The sequence below is a fragment of the Paraburkholderia sp. CHISQ3 genome (assembly GCF_030464945.1).
Classification (GTDB): Bacteria; Pseudomonadota; Gammaproteobacteria; order Burkholderiales; family Burkholderiaceae; genus Paraburkholderia; species Paraburkholderia megapolitana.
The window spans coordinates 322856-340327 of sequence record NZ_JALPRG010000001.1; the positions used below are offsets into that span (position 1 = coordinate 322856).

Genomic DNA, 17472 nt, shown 5'->3' on the forward strand with positions numbered 1-17472 from the left:
GGGCCGGCGCAGGCCATGTCGGCCGTTCGCCCGGCGGCAACAGTAAAAGGGGGCTACGTCAGGACATGCCGAAGCTCGGCACCGGCAACGCGTCGGCGACGACTTCGTCGCCTTCTTCCGTATCGCGCAGCGTGAAATCGCCGAGCGCGCGCTGCGGCGTGTCGACCGCCTGTGCGAGCAGGTCGGCGTAGTGCTGTGCGAACTGCACGATGAACGCTTCGTCGTAGACGCCGGTTGCGTAGGTAAACGTGCAGTCGAGTCCGTGCGGGCCGCGCGCCACATCGAGCGCCAGCTCGAAGCGCACGTCGCTTGCATCGGCGTCGAGCAGGCGGCATTGCACGCCGTCCAGATCGACCGATGCATCGAAACCGTCGTGCAGCATGAACTTCACTTGCGCGAGCGGATTGCCGGACGCGCGCCGTTCGAGCTGCAATTCGGCAACGATGCGATCGAACGGTACGTCGCGATTCGCCTGCGCAGCGATGCTGTCCGCACGTACTTGATCCAGCAATGTGGCGAACGGTTGCGCACCGGAGAGCGCAGTGCGCATCACCAGCGTGTTGACGAAGAAGCCGATCAGCCCTTCGGTCTCGAGCCGGTCGCGGCCGGCAACCGGTACCGCCACGGGCACATCGGTGGCGCCGCTGTAGCGGTACAGCAGCACGTCGAGTGCGGCGAGCAGCACCATGAAGAGCGTCGCCCCCGCTTCGCGCGCGAGCGCTTCGGCCCGCGCCGCGAGCGGCGCGGGAATCCGCATCGCAACACGGGCGCCGCGCGCATCGTACGAGCGACTGCGGTCGTGCTCAGTCGGCAGATCGAGCACCGACGACAAACCCGCGAGGCGGTCGCGCCAGTAGCCGAGTTGCGCGTCGAGCAACGCGCTGCCCGCGCCGTCAAAACGCTCGCGCTGCCAGGCTGCGTAGTCGGCGTACTGGACCGGCAGCACCGGGAGATCGGCAGCTTCGCCGCGGCGTGCCGCGCGATAGCCCGCGGCAAATTCGCGCAGCAGCACGTCGATGGACCAGCCGTCCGACGCGATGTGATGCATGACGAAATGCAGCACATGACGCTGCGGCGCCAGAGCGAACAGTGTGGCGCGTAATAGCGGGCCGTGTTCGAGATCGAACGGTTCGCGAGCACGCACGCGTAATTGCGTGGCGAGCGATGTGTGATCGGCCTGTTGCAGGTTTACCGTTTCCCAGCGCCATGCGGCGGCGCTGCGTTCCGGCGCGAGGATCAGTTGACGCGGTACGTCGTCGATTTCACCGAAGCGCGTACGCAACATGCCGTGACGCTGCACGAGCGCATCGATCGCGCGTTGCGCGGCCTGCGCATCGAACGTGCCGTCGAGTTCGAGCGCGCCCGACACGTTGTACGCGGCGCTATCCGGATCGAGCCGCCACAGTACCCACAGACGCTCCTGCGGCAACGACAACGGCGCATCGCGCAGACCGCGCGGCGACAGCGCGCGCTCTTGCGAAGTAGTAGTCGAAGTAGCGTCGAGCGCCGCGGCGAATGCGCTGAGCGTCGGATGCCTGAACAGCAGATCGGGCGGCACGTCGCGCGACAGACGCTGCCGCAGCCGCGAAACGACCTTCAACGCGAGCAGCGAGTGACCGCCAAGCTGGAAGAAGCTGTCGGTCCGGCTCACCTGCGCCACGCCGAGCAACTGCGACCAGACGTCGGCGAGTGCCTGTTCGGTTTCACCGTGCGGCGCCTCGTAACGACGAGCCGCATAAGCGTCGCCTTCCGGCGCCGGCAGCGCGCGGCGGTCGAGCTTGCCGTTCGGTGTCAGCGGGAATGCGGCGAGCTTCACATACGCCGACGGCACCATGTATTCGGGCAACACGGCGCCTGCATGCGTACGCAGTTGTTCGGCATCGACGGGCGTTGCGGCCGTTGTGTTGTGCGTCGGTTGTTCCGCCACCGTGTAGTACGCCACGAGTCGCTTATCGCCCGCGGTATCCTCGCGCGCGATCACGACGGCCTCGCGCACACCGTCGTAACGCGACAGCCGGGCCTCGATCTCGCCCAGCTCGATGCGGAACCCGCGCAGCTTCACCTGGTGATCGTTGCGCCCCAGGTACTCGATGTTGCCGTCCGGCAGGAAGCGCGCCAGATCGCCTGTGCGGTACATTCGTGCACCGGGCGCGTCGCTGAACGGGTCCACGAGGAACCGCTCCGCCGTCAGATCGTCGCGGTTGAAATAACCGCGCGCCACCCCTGCTCCGCCGATGTACAGCTCACCCGACACGCCCACCGGCACCGGCTGGCCCGCGCCGTCGAGAACATAGATCTGCGTGTTCGCTATCGGCCGCCCGATCGGCGCCGATGCGTGCGTGTCGACGTGTCCCGAATTCACCAGCGCCGCAGTCGACCAGATCGTCGTTTCAGTCGGGCCATACACGTTCCACAAGGCCGCCACCTTCGGCGACAGGCGCTGCGCCAGTTCGCCGGGCAATGCTTCGCCACCGCACAGCGCCTTCAAGTCCGGCGCACCGGACCAGCCGCAATCGAGCAGCGTCCGCCAGGTCGCAGGCGTCGCCTGCATGATCGTCGCGCCGCTCTCGCGGATTGCTGCGTCGAGCGCAAACGGGTCCAGCGCGGTGGCGCGATCGAGCAGAACGATTTGCGTGCCGCTGACGAGCGGCAGGAAGAGTTCGAGCCCGGCAATGTCGAACGCGAGCGTCGTCAACGCGACCATGCGCGCGGGTACCTCCGGGCGCAGCGTCTGCCGCATCGAATGCAGCAGATTCGCCACGTTACGATGCTCGACCATCACGCCCTTGGGCTGCCCCGTCGAGCCCGACGTATAGATCACGTAGGCGAGGTGCTCAGCGGTCAGGCCAGGGACGACGGGGTTATGCGTGGGTGCGTCGCTGGCAATGTCAGCATCGAGGTCGATCGCCAGTACCGCCTGTTCGCCGAGCAAGTCACGTGTATCGCGTTGCACGAGCACGGCCACCGGCGCGCTGTCGCGCAGCGTGTAGGCAAGGCGTTCGGCCGGGTACGCCGGGTCCAGCGGCACATAGGCGGCGCCCGCCTTCAGGATGCCGAGCAGTGCCGCGACCATCGTCGGTCTGCGTTCCACGCAGATCGCCACGCGGCTGTCGGGCTGCACACCGCGCGCGATCAGCTTGTGCGCGATGCGGTTGGCCTGCGCGTTTAGATCGGCATATGTCAGGTAGCGACCTTCGTGCCCGAGCGCGATGGCATCCGGTGCTTCCGCTACACGCGCCTCGAACAGGCGGTGCAACAGTTCGTCCTGCGGCAAGTCCGCTGTCTCGGCGTTCCACTGCTTGAGCTGACCGGATTCGGCCGGTGTCGGCAACGCGAGCGAGGCAAGCGCCACGCGCGGATCGTCGAGTACCTGGTGCAGCAGATGTTCGAACCGCGCGCCGAGCGCTTCGATTTCGTCGCGCTCGAAGTACGCGCGGTTATACGTGAAATGGATCCACGCCTGCTCATCGAAGCGGTTCTCGCGGATATTCAATGCGAGCGGCAACTGCTCGTGGCCGTTCGAACACCGGTAGCCATGCGCCCCGCTGCTGCCGAAGCGCAGATCGTGGTCATCGCGTTCGTACGAGACGGACAGGTCGAACACCTGGGCGCGCTGCGACTGTCGCAGGCCGAGCGACCGGTTCAGCTCGCTCACGGGAAACCGCTGATGCCGGTAGTCCTGCTTGAGCACCTGGGCGATCGAGCGCAGCAGTTCGTCAAAGCGCAGCGCGCCGTCGAACTGCAAACGCACCGGGCTCACACCCGTGAACATGCCGGCCGTCAGTTTCATTCTGGCGGTGGGGCGATTCAGGACCGGCACGCCGACAGCAAAATCGTCGCGCTGCGCCGTGCGCGAAAAATACACGTACAGCACGCCGAGCATGACGTGGAACGGTGTCGATTCGCAGGCGCGAGCGAGTGCAATGATGCGCTCGTAGAACGCACGCGGCAGCGCCAGCGTGTGATAGCCGGCCGGCGCGGTCAACCCGTTGAAGCGTTCGCGGTAGCGCGGCTCGAAAAGCGGATCGGGTACCGAACGATACTTGTCGAGCCAGTACGCACGGTGCCGTTCGAATTGCGGGGAAGCGCGCAGCGCGAGATCGTGTTCGATGAATTCGACGTAGGACGGAGTGTCCGGTGCTGGCAGTTCGCTTGCTCCGTTCGCTTCGAGCGCGCTGTAGATCTCCGCGAGCGAACCGGTGAGCAGTTCGATCGCCCAGCCGTCGACGATCAGGTGATGGAAATTCAGCACGAGACAGAAACACGCGTCGCCCAGCTTCGCCAGCTCGAAACAGAAGAGCGGCTCGCCGTTCAGCGGAAACGGCGTGGCCAGTCGCTGCGCGGCCCAGGCGCGGGCGGCGGCGTGCGGATCGGCAGCGGACGAGAAATCGTGCAACGGCACACGGACGGTGACCGTCTTCGCAATCGCCTGCTGCGGCACACCGTCTTCGTCGCGACCGGGTACGAGCACGAGGCGCAGCGTGTCGTGCGCCTGCACGAGCAGATTCACCGCGCGCTCGAAACGCGCTGCGTCGATGAGACCGTCGATCTGCACATAGCCGCCGATCTTGTAGATCGGCGCGTCTCCATGCACGGCCTGGTCGAACCAGATTTCGCGTTGCACGGCAGTCAGCGGATGAACGTCGCCCAGCAGAACTGTCTGGTTCACAGCACACGCTCCTTCTTGCGAGGCGCCACAGCATCGATCACCGACGCATAGACAGCCTTGCGGACCGCGCACTGCGTGCCGGCCCCACTGGCCTGCCGGCGCTGCATGTCGATCAGTGACATCGTTCTCTCCTCGTGTTCGTCGACCGTCGCGGCCGTTCCTCGCATCTGCGGCAGAACGGCGAAGGCGACAGGAAATAGCGCGCCCCGGCCACCGCAGAGGGTAGCGGGCGCTCAATCGCTCAAGTTGTGGGGAGAAAAACGGCGCCTTCTTTGAGACGCCTGATGCAGCAGGTACAACAGAAGCGGGTAGACCAGCGCCCGCGTGAAGCAGGTATCAGTACGCGAAACTGATTGGCAGGCCGCCGCGCGGATGCGGCACGGTACCCATCGGCACACCATAGATCGCACCGAGCGTCTCGCCTTCGATCAACTGGGCGGTCGTGCCGCTCGCGAGCAGGCTGCCGCCTTTCAACGCGATCAGATCGTCGCAGAAGCGGCCGGCCATGTTGATGTCGTGCAGCACGACCACGACACCGAGGCCGCGCTGCTGGCTCAGATTGCGCACGAGATCGAGCACTTCGATCTGATGCGCGATGTCGAGCGCCGAAATCGGTTCGTCGAGCAGCAGGCATTCGCTGTCCTGCGCGACCAGCATCGCGATCCATGCGCGCTGCCGCTCGCCACCCGACAGACTGTCGACGGTGCGATCCGCGAAGCGCAAGAGGTCGGTGAGCTGCATCGCTTCGTGCACCTTCTCGCTGTCGCGGCCCGTGAAGCGACCGAGCGCGCCATGCCACGGGTAGCGCCCGAGCGCGACCAGTTCGCGCACGGTCATGCCTTCGGCGGCCGGCGGCTGCTGCGGCAGATACGCAACCTTGCGCGCGAACGCGCGGTTGTCCCATTCGCGCAGCGAACGTCCGCCAAAGCGGACGGTACCGCTCGCCGGTTCCTGCTGGCGCGCAAGCAGCTTGAGCAAGGTGGATTTACCGGAGCCGTTGTGGCCGATCAGGCCGCACACACGCTGCGTCGGCAGCGTGAGCGTGAGCGGATGCAGCAGCGTGCGCTCGCCCACACGGAACGACACGTCGTCGAGTTCGTACATCGGCACGGCAGTCGCGACGCCTGTTTCGGTGACGGCTGCGTCGGCTTCGAGCAGCGATGGGTTTGCGTTCATGATGAATTCGTTCGGGTGGGGGCTTCAGGTCGCAGCTTCAGGCGCAGCAAACGCGCCGTGCCCGGCATGCGATTGCGTGGCACCGTGGTGGCCTGCCGCCTGCAGTTCGCTGCCGCTTCCCTGTTCGACCACCTGACCGAAATCGAGCTTGATATAGCGGTCGGCGAGATGGAAGTAGCGGTCGTCGTGGGTGATGACGAGGACCGTCTTGCCCTTCGCCTGCAGTTCGGGCAGCAGGCGCTTGTAGAACACTTCCTTGAACAGCGGGTCCTGGTCGGCGGCCCATTCGTCGAACACATAGAACGGCCGGTTCTCGAGATACGCGACCAGCAACGCGAGCCGCTTGCGCTGACCCTGCGAGAGATCGATCGTCGAAAACGCGCCGTCCTTCACCGTGACCTTGTGATCGAGCTGCAGCTCCCGCAGCAGTTGCTGCGCGTGCTGATCGAGTCCGTCCACACGCATGCCGAGCAGGTTGTCGAACAGGTAGAAGTCGTTGAACACGACCGAGAAGTGCTGGCGATAGATGTCACGATGCGCTTCGTCGACCGGCTTGCCGTTCAGCAGCACCTGGCCGCTTTCCGGCACATACAGGCCGACCAGCATTTTCGCGAGCGTGGTCTTGCCGCTGCCGTTGCCGCCGATCAGATACACGAGTTCGCCGGGACGGAACGCCAGGTTGATCGGGCCGAGCGTGAAGACCTCGTTTTCCTTTTCGCGGAAGTAGCTGTGCGTGGCGCCTTCGAGCGCAATGCTGTCGAACGAAGTGGCCGGTGCGGCGTCGAGCGTCTGTTCGATCGGCAGTTCCGCGTTGACCTGCTCGATGCGCTCGAGTGCGACGCGCGCGGAGCCGATGTTCGGAATCGCCGAGAGCACGCCGTCGATCGGCGCAATCATGTAGACAAAGACGATCGCGTAGCCGGACATCACGTGCAGATCGACCGGCACGAAACGCCGCGCAAGCACGAAGATCGTAATGCCGATGAACGCGAACAGCACGAAACTGCCCCAGCTTGCCGCGGCCGCGTACAGCACGTAGCCGCGCGTGCGCTGCACGCGCACGGCTTCGACGTTGGTCGCGAGCGTGTCGTCGATGAAGGCCTGCTTACGCGCACGATGCAGCTTCAGTTCCTTTGCCCCGTCGAACAGCGCGCGGAAATACTTGACGAGGTCGTCTTCGCGACGCCGCGACGCACGCAGATGGAACATGCCGCGCGCATTCACAAGGCGGAAACCGAGCGCACCGATGAAGATCGTCACGATAGCGGCAATGAGGATCGGCCACGACAGGTAGCCGAGATACACGAGACAGCCAAGGATCACCGCGCTTTGCATCGCCAGCGTCGGCATGCTCGTGAAGAAAATGACGATCTGGTCGAGATCCTGCGTAAGGATAGCGAGCGACTTCGCCGCGCCCTGCTTCTCCAGATGCGGAAACGACGCTTCACCGAGGCGGTGGATCGTGCGCATGCGCAGTGTCGCCTTCGCTTTCTGGCCGAGGTACATGAAGAGCGTTGCCGACAGCGTGCGCGTAACGAGCACGACAATCCCGATCACCAGAAACTGCAAACCGAGTCTGGTGATGCTGTCGGCGGGTGCGCTGAGCGCCTGGTTGATCAGCGCCAGCAGTGCCGCGTTGCCGAAGCCGCTGACAAGACTGGTCAGCAGTGCGACCACCAGCACCCAGCGTGAATGGCGGACCAGATACCAGAGCAGGGACATGAAATTCCTTTATGTGCTGCGACTACGTGACGCTAAAAAGCTTCTCAAGAGCGCCAATGGTAACGAAACGATGCGTTCACGACAATGACAATCATTCTTATTTACAGTGACCGTCGAGCCGTAGGAACGCGTTTTTCACGTGACGAAATGACCGCTACATCCTATTCGTCGTTGTTGCCGTCGTGCCTGTCGAGAGCACCCGCATGAGGCCGCTCGGCAGCGCGCCGCGCATCGCCATGCTCGAACACACCCGCGCGCTCGCCGGACACCACCGGCCGCCACGACGTGCCGGGTGCGTGGCTCGCCTCGGCTTCGGCGGACTGTTGCGCATGGGTGTGGGCATGCGGGTGCGGATGAGCGTGCGGCAGATGCGGTGTGTCGCGATGGCCATGCAGCGGTTGCGCGACGTGTGCGGCGTGCGAGGTGTGAACAGGCTGCGGCACCTGTAGCACCGGCGACGCATGAGGCACGTGCGGAACCTGCGATACCTGCGCCGTCGCAGGAACAACGGCCTCTTTCTGCCTGCGCAAAAACGGACAACGATCGGCGGCAGCGGTGTTGTCGTCGGAGAGGAAGTACTGCTTCCACTCGAGGTTGCCCGGATCGCCGTAGAAGCCGAGGTCCGGATGTGCGGACACGTCATCCCACGTCTCGAGGCGCTTGCGCACCTGGTTGCGTGCTTCGCGGCCAATCACCTTGTTCGTGATCGTATCGACGAACACGCTACGCGGCTGGAACAGCAGCACCATGCCTGGCCCAAGATTGCGGCTGTGCCGCTCGTTGAACGACGGGCACGCGCACACGACGAACATCTGCACGCCCGCGAACGAAAACTCCCAGTCTTCATGCGACGGTTCGGGCTGGTCCGCGGCGCTCGGGTCCGGGTCGACGTTATGCAGGGTCTGCAGGATGTTCCAGAACAGATCGTGATACGTGTCATGCGTGAGCGGCTGCGCATCCGGCTCGAAAAACACCGCGATGTTGTTCTTCCGGTACTGCGGCAGCGACGCGAGTTCGGCGAACGTCTGCATCGTCGCGGGCAGCGTGCCGATGTCCTTGCCGTTCACGAACGCGTAGAACATCTCGCCGCGTTTTTCCGCCATCGTGCCGAAGAAACACGGGTACTCCGGATGCATCACCTGTTCGCGCAGCGTCTCGTACGACGCGTCGAGCCACGCGGGCAGCGTCACCGCGGCACCGGTCGCGCGGCCGTCGATGATGCGGCTTTTCCAGTCTTCGGCCACGAAGCCGTCGAAATTCGTCACGCCGACATTGCTTGATTCCATCGTCATCTCTCTCGTTCTCAGCCAACGGTTACGCATGCGCCGCGCGCATGCATAGGGCCCCGCGCACTCGGCTGGGGCAGTCGATACAGCACCTGTGGGGAGAACCGGCGCCTTCTGTCGAGGCGCATCGGAGAGAGGCGGCGTAGCGCCTCGTTCACAAAGCTTCAGGCAGCCGCTTCCGCGGGCTGCTCGAGTTCGGCGACGAGCGCCTGAACCCAGTCGTCCGGAATGATCGGCTGGTGATACGTACATTCGCCCGACACCACCGTCGACCCGTGCAGCCGGCCATCGGGAATCAGCACCATGTCGCCCTGGTTCATCTTCAACTGCATGCCGACGTTGCCCCAGAACAGCATCTCGCCTTCCTGGATCGTGACGAGCCGGTGATCGTTGTGCACGTGCGTCGTCGAACACATCTCGTGCGGCTCGATGAAGGTTTCGCGATCGATGTCGGGACACTCGGCATCGATGCGCGTGCTGATGCGCTGCGCGAATTCGACGTAGCGGCGAATCGACGAGAGCCAGCGCAACTGTTCGCCGAGATCCCAGCGACCGCGTTCCGCCAGTCGCTGCCCGGCAATTGCGCCCTGAACACATTGACCCGACGCGGCCGCGCCGAAGCGCTCGACGATGCGCCGCTGCGCGTTCGCGAAACGCGCGACCAGCTCGGCCTTGCGTGCGGCGGCATCGGCAGGCTGGCGCGAGGCCGGCTGCAGATGCGCGCACGCCCGTTCGAGCGCGAGACCGAACGCGACCCATTCGGCTTCGGCCGCAAACACCGCGCCGATGAAACCGAACGCGCGATCGGGCCGGCGCGCGAGCGCATACAGCAGGTTGCATTTCGCCATGCTGGTCGGCAGATAGAACTGCCAGTACGCGTGCTGCTGGCGCGTCACACCACAGGCGGCGGCTACCCGTTCGAGCAGCGCGTCGTCGGGCAGATCGCCCGTGAGCGACGGTCGCTCTTGCGGCGGCAGCATGTCGAAGAAACCGCTCGCCGCAGCCTGCGCGACCGCGCGGCGCTTCGACAGCGCGAGCGCCCAGCACTGAACCATGATGAAGCGCAAACCTTCCTCGAGGTAGTCGTTGCGCATCAGCCGGCCGAAGGTTTCGCTCCAGAACGCGGTTTCGTCGTCGACGATCTGCGCAAGGCGTGCGCTTGCCGACGACACGTCTTCGGTCCCATCGACGCCTTCGGCCAGATATTCGAACGCATACGCTTCGAGGAACGGCGCGATCTGCGCGCCGAGCACTTTGGTGTCGTCGCGGTAGAAGTCGGAGAAATGCTGCCATTCGGCGGGCTCGCCGCTGCGCGGCAGACGCATCACGTCGAGCTCGTAAATCGACAGCAGCGTGCGGTTCGACGCGAGCGCCGGCAGGCGGCTCACGTTATGCGGCCGCACCGGCTTCATGAACTTCAGGAACTCGAAGTCCTCGGGACGCAGCGGGCGACGATGGTAGTCGTCGTCGAGCAGCAGTTCGTCGACAGTCGCGCTGCGAAACGCATGCGCGGCGGAGAACTGCTTGATGAGCGAGACGTAGTGTTCGCTCTGCCCGTCGAATGGCGAGAAGGCAAAGAGCGGTGGCAGTGATTGCGTCATGATCGGTCGATCCTTTTGCTGGGGTCCTGGCGTAGGAGGCATACGGAAGTGAATGGGGGGCGCGGCGCGCGACGGCGCTCAGCCGGTCATCGCGACCAGCACGCGCCGCTTGCCCGAGAACGGCGCGCGGCCATGCGACATCAACATGTTGTCGAGCAGCAGCGCGTCGGCGGGCTGCCAGTCGAACGACAGCATCGTGTCGCGATACACCGCGCGGATTTCGTCGAGCAATGCGAGGTCGATCGGCGTGCCGTCGCCGAAATACGTGTTACGCGGCAGGCGGTCTTCATCGACCACATCGAGCAGGGTTTCGCGCAAAGTCAGCGGCAGATTCGAAATGTGGAACAGATGCGCCTGGTTGAACCAGACCGTTTCGCCCGTCACCGGATGACGCAGCTCCGACTGGCACACCTGCTTCGTGCGCAGCGCGTCGCCGTCGTCGAGCCATTCGAGGTCGATCCGGTGCACGCGGCAATACGCTTCGACCTCGTCGCGATCGTCGGTGCCGAACACCTGCTCCCACGGCAGATCGAGTCCGTTGCCGTAATTGCGCACGTACATCACGCCGCGTTCGGCGAACAGACGCCGCAGCGCGGGATCGAGCCGCTCGTACACCTTGCGGCTATCGGCGATCGGCGTGGCCCCGCCCTGCTCTGCCGCGATTTCGCAGTAGAACCAGATCGTCGCGGGCCACTTGCGCGTGTACGACTGCTCGTTGTGCTGGTCGATCCATTGATCGGCTGGATACTCGGTCGACGAATACACGCCCTTCTCGACACGGCTGCGCGGCGTCGAGCCGAATTCGTACGTAAGCAGCGGCGAGCCGAAACTCGCGACGAAGCGGTCGAGGCCGCCCGCGCCGAGTGCGTCGAAGCCGCGCAGCAACACGCCGCCGTAAACCGGCTTCGCCCGTGCGGCGATGGCGTGGATCTGCGGCAGGCAGGTGTCGAGGCTGATGCGCTCCTTCGCGCTCACCACCAGTACGCGGGTGCCGTTTTGCTCGAGCACACTTTCGCCGAGCACATCATTGCTGATCAATGCATCCATGCTTCGCCTTTGGTCGGTTGCGCAGGCGTGACGTGAATCGGCGGCGCAAGCGCGCCCGCGAGAGAAGTGGCGACGCACGCGAGGACCCGGTCCGGCGTGTCGTCGAGATAGAAGTGGCCGCCATCGAACATGTGCGTCGTGCACGGGCCGCGCGTTTCGTGCGACCAGACCGCGACGTCGTCGGCATTGGCGGTCGCGCTATCGTCGCGACCGATCAGCACCGACACCGGACAGTCGAGCGGCGCGCGCGCGGCCTGCGCCACATGCCGCGGATGCAGCCCGCACAGATGGAAGTCGGCGCGCATTACCGGCATCACGAGGTCGAGGAAATCGCGGTCGGCGAGCAGCTCGGCGGGCGTACCGCCGCGCTTATGCAGCATGTCGACCATGACGTCGTGCGGCGCATCGATCCAGTGCGTTTCGGTCTTGCGCCGCCGCGGCGCGACCGTGGCGGACGCACCGAACCACACCGGCGAACAGCCGTCACGCTGCCGCAGCGCGTGAATCAGTTCGAGTCCGACGAGCGCGCCCATGCTGTGACCGAATACCGCGAACGGACGCGCCGTATCGACCTGGCCGCGCAGATCCGCGCAGAGCTGATCGATCAATGCAGGCCATTCGGTATGAGCGGGCAACATGCGGCGGGCGCCGCGGCCCGGCAATTCGAGCGTATGCACGCGCACCGACGACGGCAGACGCCGCTGCCATTCGCGATACAGCGCAATGCTGCCGCCGGCGTGCGCGAGACAGATCAACGTAACGGACGGCGTCACGGCGGACGGTCCAACGGTAACAGTCATCGGTCAGGCCGCCGGCGATCCCGAACGGGCGGCGGGGTTCGCATCGCTCTCGGCCATCGCGTTACGCAGGCTGAGCGGACGCATGTCAGTCCACACTTCGTCGATCCACGCGAGACATTCGTCCTTCTTGCCCGACTTGCCCGCTTCGCGCCAGCCGGCCGGGATGGCCTTGTAGTCCGGCCAGATCGAGTACTGCTCTTCGTCGTTGATCACGACGTGAAAATTGGTGTTCTCGTCACCCCAGCTCATTCGAACGCTCCGTAAATGTGCGAAATGCTATGCGAAATAAGTATCATTCAGCTTCTCATCGACTATGCCGCGCGACGGAAACGAGGCGGGCCGGTTAGCCCGGAAAACTCATGCATTCTCATGACCTGCCGCTATGCGGCTTGGCGCAAATGAGAATCATTGTTGTTTAAGACGCGTAAATTAGTGCCGCGCCAGACCTTTGTCAAGGAGTTTCAAGATAAATGGTGACAGGAAAAAGAACCTCGGCGAGTTCGTTCTAGCGCGATGAGAGATATGCCGCGCGGCTTTGAACGGTTATGCGCATTGAGCCCAACGGCGGGCGGAAAGCCGATAAACTCCGGCGCTGGCGTGGTCGATCCGACGACGCCGTGTCCGTTCTTCTTCGATGGCGAACCGCCGCATGAGCAATAACCGACGCAGTCAGCAGATCGACATCACCCGGGGCATCGCCATCCTCGTCGTGCTGTTCCATCACTTCAACATCGCGTACCCGTTGCGCGATACCTGGCTTGCGAACACCTTCGGATGGGATGCGGTTCGTGCCGTCGCGCGCAACGGCAACTACGGCGTCACCGCGTTCTTCGTGGTGTCGGGCTTCCTGATCACGTCGAATGCGTTGCGTCGCTGGTCGTCGCTGCGCAACGTCGACGCGCGCACGTTCTACACACTGCGCGCGGCGCGCATCCTGCCCTGCCTCGTACTGTTGCTCGTCACCGTCAACCTGCTCGCGTTCGCGGGCATCGAGATCTTCCAGAACCGGCCCGAGAACGGCGACATGCTGTCGTTCTGGCTCGTGAACTTCGCGTCGCTGACGTTCTGGATGAATGTGCTGATCGCACATCACGGCTGGTTCAACTACGCGCTCGGCGTGTTGTGGTCGCTGTCGGTCGAGGAAGTGTTTTACCTGTCGTTCCCGCTGCTGTGCCTGCTGTTACGACGCGAGAAGGCGCTGTTCGTGTTCTGGACGCTGATCGTGATCGTCGGGCCGTTGTACCGCTTCGCGCATCGGGGCGATGAGGCGGGTTTTCTCTACGCCTACTTTGCATCGTTCGACGGCATCGCGATTGGCTGCTGTGCCGCGCTGCTCGACGCGCGCATCGTTCTGCAACGCAGTCATGCGTACTTGCTGCGCCTCGTCGCGCTGGTGGGCATGGTGGCGCTGTACCTGTCCGGGCCGATCGGCGAAACCCATGTGTTCGGTGTGACCGCGATGGCGCTCGGCACCGCCGTGCTGATGCTCGGTTCGCTCGACGAGCCGGCTGCTGTGCGCAACCGCCTGGACCCGCGTGTGTGGGCCGCCGCACTGCCTGCCTGGTTTGGGCGCCACAGCTACGAGCTGTACCTGTTCCATCTGATCGCGCTCGGGGCGCTGCGCACCGTCTATCCACCGCACCAGACGGCAGGTAACGACAAGCTGGTTCTGATGGCGCTGTTTTTCGCGCTCGCGGCTGTGCTGGCCGCGGCGATCGCGCGGTTCTATGCGGAGCCGTTGAACCGCTATTTCAGGCGTCGACTGGCCGGGCGGCCTGTCGGTAGCGCTGCGCGCGCGGGATAACAGTCGACATCTTTCACACCCTTACCCGCGCCCGATTCCTTCCACCCCGCAACACCCCGTAAGCCCCGCCAGACATCCCACGCTGTTCCCCCCATTCCATCGCAGCGGCATAACGATAATTCGATCCGAACGTGATCGAGCGACGCTGCATCGCGCAGCGCTCGACGTATCGAAGGCACTCTCTGCGGGCTTCAGGACATGCGGCGATCCATCGTTGTCTTATTCATCGTTTCCCTGCTGAACATGCAGGGCTGCGCCACGTCCTGGCAGACGTTCCTCGCGGGCAGCGCGGTCGGAGCGGTAGCGGCCGTGAGCAGTATCGCCTGCACCATCACCTGCCACTGACAACGCTGGAGCCACACGTCGATGCCATGCAGAAGCCTCACCCGGCCAGCCGGATCGAATTACTTGAAGCGGCCTTTAAACCCCTAAACGGAGCGATCAGCATGAGGACGAAAACCCTTATCGACACCATCGGGCAAGCACGCCTCGCCCGACATTCCCTCGGCGCGGCGGTGCTGCTGGCGGCGCTGTCGGCGGGCAGCTACGCCACGCTCGCACAGGCAGCGAGCTTTCAGTGCCCGAAGAATGCGTCGAGTTCCGAACGGCTCGTGTGCGGCGACCCGACGCTGTCGTCACTCGACGACAAACTCGCCACCGTCTATCAACGCGCAAAGGATGCGACACCCGACCGCGATGCGCTCGAGGCGGACCGCGTGAACCAGTGGCAATGGCGTCAGCACAACTGCAAGGACAAGACCTGTGTGGTCAACTGGTACAACCGTCGCATCGGCGAACTCGAAGCCGACCTCAATGAAGGTCAGCAGGCCCAGGTCGTGGCGCTAAAGACGAGCGTTGCCGAGCAGGACCTCGACCCGTCCGCGCGGGACGCGATCCTCAAGCTCAAGGCCGCCGACCGCGCCACGCTACACGCACAGCAGTAGGTTTTCAGCGTGCGGTGGGGGCGTCGCCCGCCCCCTCAGCGGTGGTGCGACAGGTGTCGGTGAGCCGGTGTCCTCGTCATCGGAAGCCATGAACCGCCAGCCGCGAGGATCTTCCCTCGCGGTCCCATCGCACGTGTTTTTAGATGACGAGCCGCGAGATCTTGGTCCCTTCGAGCGAGATGCCGGCCATCAGCCCCGCGTTGGTCAGCACGAACGCCTCGACCGGACTGGCCGCCGTCGACGTATCGATGTTGCCGTTCGCACCGACCTTCACGACGGCGACCGTCGCATCGGCACCTGCTGCCCAGCCCTGACTTTGCAGGAAACGATCGAGCGCTTCCTGGTTCATGAACGCGAAGATGATCGCTTTCGACTGCGCGCCGATCTGCAAACCAAACGACCCACCCACCGTGGTGTAGTAGCTCGTCGTGCGCCCGTCCACACGCAGTGCGCCCTCGCCGTATTGCCCGCCGATCCAGAAGCCGGCCGCAATCACCGAGGGGAACACGAGCACGCCGCGCGCCTTGCCGATCAGTTCGCGCGAGCCGTTGACCGAGTTGTAGAGACGTGCAAGCGTGGAGTCGATCCCCGTGTTGATCGTCGCGCGTTTCGCGGTGTCTTCGCTCGTGCCGTCGCGCGCGCTCAGCGACGTAGTCGTACAACCCGTCAGCGCAAGACCGCCCGTTGCAAGAATTGCACTGCTGCCCGCGATGAATTGACGTCGACGCATGGTCTGGTTTCCTTTAATAAAGAGTTATCGCATTGAAGTCTGTTTTCGATTCGTCCGCAACCGGTTGGGTACACTCGGTTTCCCCGATATCATCGATAGCGGAGTATGCGGACTGTGCGTGACTCCGTCGACCCCGTTATGGACCGCGCCATGAGCATGAGGTTCGCGACGTTCAACTACCCGATGCAGGCACAGGAAGTGCAAAGACACCCAACACGCCGGACAAAATGGCAATCAAGCATAGAGCGACGGTGATCTGTCACGAGGCCGGCCATGTGCTGCTGGTCGCGCGGACATTGAGCCGCTGGGCGTTGCCGGGCGGCAGGGTCAAGCCCGGTGAAACGCTGCGCGATGCCGCGCTGCGCGAACTGCGCGAGGAAACGTCGCTGCATGCGACGAACGTGACCTATCTGTTCCAGTTCGGCGGCATCCGCACCCGGCACTACGTGTTTGTTGCGACGCTGCCGGGCGACGCCATCCCGAAGCCCGCCAACGAGATCGAACGCTGCGGCTGGTTTCCGGTCAGCCGCATCGCGTCGCTGCCCGCGAGCGTCTCGACCCGCGGCATCGTCCAGTTGATGGGGCACGCAATGGGACACGCGCACGCGTCGCTCAAACGGCCGCATGAAGGAATGCGGGCCGCCCGACGCCGACTGCGCAAACAGAACGCCGGCACGCTCGGGGCACACGAGCATGCGCCGACAAGGAAGCGCGGCCATGCCGTAAAACGCGGCAAGCAGTCGCTCCGATAAGCAAAACCCGCTCCTGGCCGGGTGGTACACTCCGTGCATCGCTTCGACTTTTACGTCGTATGAGTGTCGATTCCCGCCCTGTCGCGATTGCGCGCGGCACGCCGAAATCCTCTTCCCCTACCCCGTTCATCCCGGTTCGTTTCCAGAGGAAGCGACAGTCCGACAGCCCGGTCTCCTGGCCGCCGATTCAATCCCTGCGCTGCGCGATGGCGGGTTCATTGCGAAACCCGCGGCATGTGCCGCCTGACCGATCCGTGCGCCGTCCGCTCGCGCCGCCCTGTCACGCCGCCCGTTCATTGCGAGCGACAGCGCTAACCCTGGACTTCATCATGAACGACACTGTCAGAACCTACCGAGGTCTCGAGATCCATCCACTCGTCTACCCTCACACGCCGCGCGGCGCGACCGGATCGTATGACTACGCTGCGGGCTTCGACGCCGCCGTGAAGATATGCCGCCGCGGCGACGACGATTCGCAGACCGCGAGCCGTGTGTACCCGATTCCGCAGCAGACACCGTTCTTGTCGGCGGGCGAGGCGCGCAAGGCGTCGACCGCGTACGCCGAGCGGCTGATCGACGGCGAAGTGGACGGGCAATCGGTCCACGACATATGTTGAGGTTCGCGCTGCCCAGCGAAACTCGCCGCGACGTCAGAACAGGAGCCGCCCATGCAGCACCGTGAACGCAGCCGCGACGATTACGCGGTGGCTGCGTCGTACAGACGCACGTCGAGCGGTTCCATTCCGACACTAAAAGTAATCCGCCTGTCCGACAAGCGCGTGATCTATCCGTTTCGCGGCTGTGCGGACATGCCGTTGTGCGCGGATGCGGAAAGCGCAATCAGTTTTGCCGAGACCTACGGGCGGCAACTGGTCGACGGCGACATCGCAGTGCCGGAATGAAACCGCGCTGCCAATGGCAGCGCGTGTCGACAGTCCTCA

14 protein-coding genes and 1 pseudogene are annotated in these 17472 nt (G+C 64.4%); 5 read left to right on the forward strand and 10 right to left on the reverse strand.

Annotated elements, in window-relative coordinates; genetic code table 11:
- Window positions 1–58: 58 nt before the first annotated feature.
- The 9 genes and pseudogenes from M0D65_RS01350 to M0D65_RS01390 form a co-directional block, all read right to left on the reverse strand.
- The gene (locus tag M0D65_RS01350; RefSeq protein WP_266250568.1) at window positions 59–4669 is read right to left on the reverse strand and encodes a non-ribosomal peptide synthetase; all 4611 of its coding nucleotides are present in this window, start codon (window positions 4667–4669) and stop codon (window positions 59–61) included.
- Window positions 4666–4791: a hypothetical protein gene (locus M0D65_RS01355; protein WP_266250569.1), complete on the reverse strand. Its 126-nt coding sequence runs from the start codon at window positions 4789–4791 to the stop codon at window positions 4666–4668. Before M0D65_RS01355 ends, M0D65_RS01350 begins: the two co-directional genes overlap by 4 nt.
- Before the next feature lie 214 nt (window positions 4792–5005).
- Window positions 5006–5845 carry an ATP-binding cassette domain-containing protein gene (locus M0D65_RS01360; RefSeq protein WP_266250571.1) on the reverse strand — a complete coding sequence of 280 codons (840 nt, stop codon included), beginning with the start codon at window positions 5843–5845 and terminating at the stop codon, window positions 5006–5008.
- Window positions 5846–5869: 24 nt separating this feature from the next.
- The gene (locus M0D65_RS01365) at window positions 5870–7567 is read right to left on the reverse strand and encodes a cyclic peptide export ABC transporter (protein ID WP_266250572.1); all 1698 of its coding nucleotides are present in this window, start codon (window positions 7565–7567) and stop codon (window positions 5870–5872) included.
- Window positions 7568–8079: 512 nt separating this feature from the next.
- Window positions 8080–8859 (reverse strand): annotated as a pseudogene (locus tag M0D65_RS01370) (YqcI/YcgG family protein); the annotation flags it as partial.
- 158 nt (window positions 8860–9017) lie between these two features.
- Window positions 9018–10454, reverse strand: coding sequence for a peptide synthetase (locus M0D65_RS01375; RefSeq protein ID WP_266250574.1), 1437 nt, complete (start codon window positions 10452–10454; stop codon window positions 9018–9020).
- 78 nt (window positions 10455–10532) lie between these two features.
- The gene (locus M0D65_RS01380) at window positions 10533–11501 is read right to left on the reverse strand and encodes a TauD/TfdA family dioxygenase (RefSeq protein WP_091010425.1); all 969 of its coding nucleotides are present in this window, start codon (window positions 11499–11501) and stop codon (window positions 10533–10535) included.
- The gene (locus M0D65_RS01385; protein ID WP_266250577.1) at window positions 11489–12301 is read right to left on the reverse strand and encodes a thioesterase II family protein; all 813 of its coding nucleotides are present in this window, start codon (window positions 12299–12301) and stop codon (window positions 11489–11491) included. Before M0D65_RS01385 ends, M0D65_RS01380 begins: the two co-directional genes overlap by 13 nt.
- Window positions 12302–12304: 3 nt before the next feature.
- Window positions 12305–12550 carry an MbtH family NRPS accessory protein gene (locus tag M0D65_RS01390; protein ID WP_266250578.1) on the reverse strand — a complete coding sequence of 82 codons (246 nt, stop codon included), beginning with the start codon at window positions 12548–12550 and terminating at the stop codon, window positions 12305–12307.
- Window positions 12551–12950: 400 nt separating this feature from the next.
- On the opposite strand from M0D65_RS01390, the gene M0D65_RS01395 reads away from it, so the two are divergent.
- Window positions 12951–14105 carry an acyltransferase gene (locus M0D65_RS01395; RefSeq protein ID WP_266250580.1) on the forward strand — a complete coding sequence of 385 codons (1155 nt, stop codon included), beginning with the start codon at window positions 12951–12953 and terminating at the stop codon, window positions 14103–14105.
- A gap of 446 nt (window positions 14106–14551) precedes the next feature.
- Complete coding sequence (locus tag M0D65_RS01400; RefSeq protein ID WP_266250581.1) at window positions 14552–15049, forward strand: lysozyme inhibitor LprI family protein; 498 nt, start codon at window positions 14552–14554, stop codon at window positions 15047–15049.
- A 139-nt stretch (window positions 15050–15188) separates the two neighbouring features.
- Here M0D65_RS01400 and M0D65_RS01405 read toward each other — a convergent pair whose 3' ends face one another.
- Window positions 15189–15779: a YSC84-related protein gene (locus M0D65_RS01405; protein WP_091010414.1), complete on the reverse strand. Its 591-nt coding sequence runs from the start codon at window positions 15777–15779 to the stop codon at window positions 15189–15191.
- Between the two features lie 227 nt (window positions 15780–16006).
- On the opposite strand from M0D65_RS01405, the gene M0D65_RS01410 reads away from it, so the two are divergent.
- The 3 genes from M0D65_RS01410 to M0D65_RS01420 all read left to right on the forward strand — a co-directional run bounded on the left by M0D65_RS01410 (window position 16007) and on the right by M0D65_RS01420 (window position 17433).
- Entirely contained in the window at window positions 16007–16531 is a 525-nt protein-coding gene (locus tag M0D65_RS01410; RefSeq protein WP_091010413.1) for an NUDIX hydrolase, read from the forward strand.
- Window positions 16532–16860: 329 nt separating this feature from the next.
- The gene (locus tag M0D65_RS01415; protein WP_091010410.1) at window positions 16861–17148 is read left to right on the forward strand and encodes a hypothetical protein; all 288 of its coding nucleotides are present in this window, start codon (window positions 16861–16863) and stop codon (window positions 17146–17148) included.
- Window positions 17149–17199: 51 nt separating this feature from the next.
- A complete protein-coding gene (locus M0D65_RS01420) occupies window positions 17200–17433 on the forward strand; it encodes a DUF6723 family protein (RefSeq protein ID WP_091010408.1) in 234 nt (77 codons plus the stop codon).
- The last annotated feature ends 39 nt before the right edge of the window (window positions 17434–17472 follow it).

What these genes read in the sequence shown, in the direction of transcription:
- M0D65_RS01355 (WP_266250569.1), bottom strand. Translation starts at nt 4,791, where the DNA reads ATGTCACTGATCGACATGCAGCGCCGGCAGGCCAGTGGGGCCGGCACG.
- M0D65_RS01360 (WP_266250571.1), bottom strand. Translation starts at nt 5,845, where the DNA reads ATGAACGCAAACCCATCGCTGCTCGAAGCCGACGCAGCCGTCACCGAA.
- M0D65_RS01365 (WP_266250572.1), bottom strand. Translation starts at nt 7,567, where the DNA reads ATGTCCCTGCTCTGGTATCTGGTCCGCCATTCACGCTGGGTGCTGGTG.
- M0D65_RS01375 (WP_266250574.1), bottom strand. Translation starts at nt 10,454, where the DNA reads ATGACGCAATCACTGCCACCGCTCTTTGCCTTCTCGCCATTCGACGGG.
- M0D65_RS01380 (WP_091010425.1), bottom strand. Translation starts at nt 11,501, where the DNA reads ATGGATGCATTGATCAGCAATGATGTGCTCGGCGAAAGTGTGCTCGAG.
- M0D65_RS01385 (WP_266250577.1), bottom strand. Translation starts at nt 12,301, where the DNA reads ATGACTGTTACCGTTGGACCGTCCGCCGTGACGCCGTCCGTTACGTTG.
- M0D65_RS01390 (WP_266250578.1), bottom strand. Translation starts at nt 12,550, where the DNA reads ATGAGCTGGGGTGACGAGAACACCAATTTTCACGTCGTGATCAACGAC.
- M0D65_RS01395 (WP_266250580.1), top strand. Translation starts at nt 12,951, where the DNA reads ATGAGCAATAACCGACGCAGTCAGCAGATCGACATCACCCGGGGCATC.
- M0D65_RS01400 (WP_266250581.1), top strand. Translation starts at nt 14,552, where the DNA reads ATGAGGACGAAAACCCTTATCGACACCATCGGGCAAGCACGCCTCGCC.
- M0D65_RS01405 (WP_091010414.1), bottom strand. Translation starts at nt 15,779, where the DNA reads ATGCGTCGACGTCAATTCATCGCGGGCAGCAGTGCAATTCTTGCAACG.
- M0D65_RS01410 (WP_091010413.1), top strand. Translation starts at nt 16,007, where the DNA reads ATGGCAATCAAGCATAGAGCGACGGTGATCTGTCACGAGGCCGGCCAT.
- M0D65_RS01415 (WP_091010410.1), top strand. Translation starts at nt 16,861, where the DNA reads ATGAACGACACTGTCAGAACCTACCGAGGTCTCGAGATCCATCCACTC.
- M0D65_RS01420 (WP_091010408.1), top strand. Translation starts at nt 17,200, where the DNA reads ATGCAGCACCGTGAACGCAGCCGCGACGATTACGCGGTGGCTGCGTCG.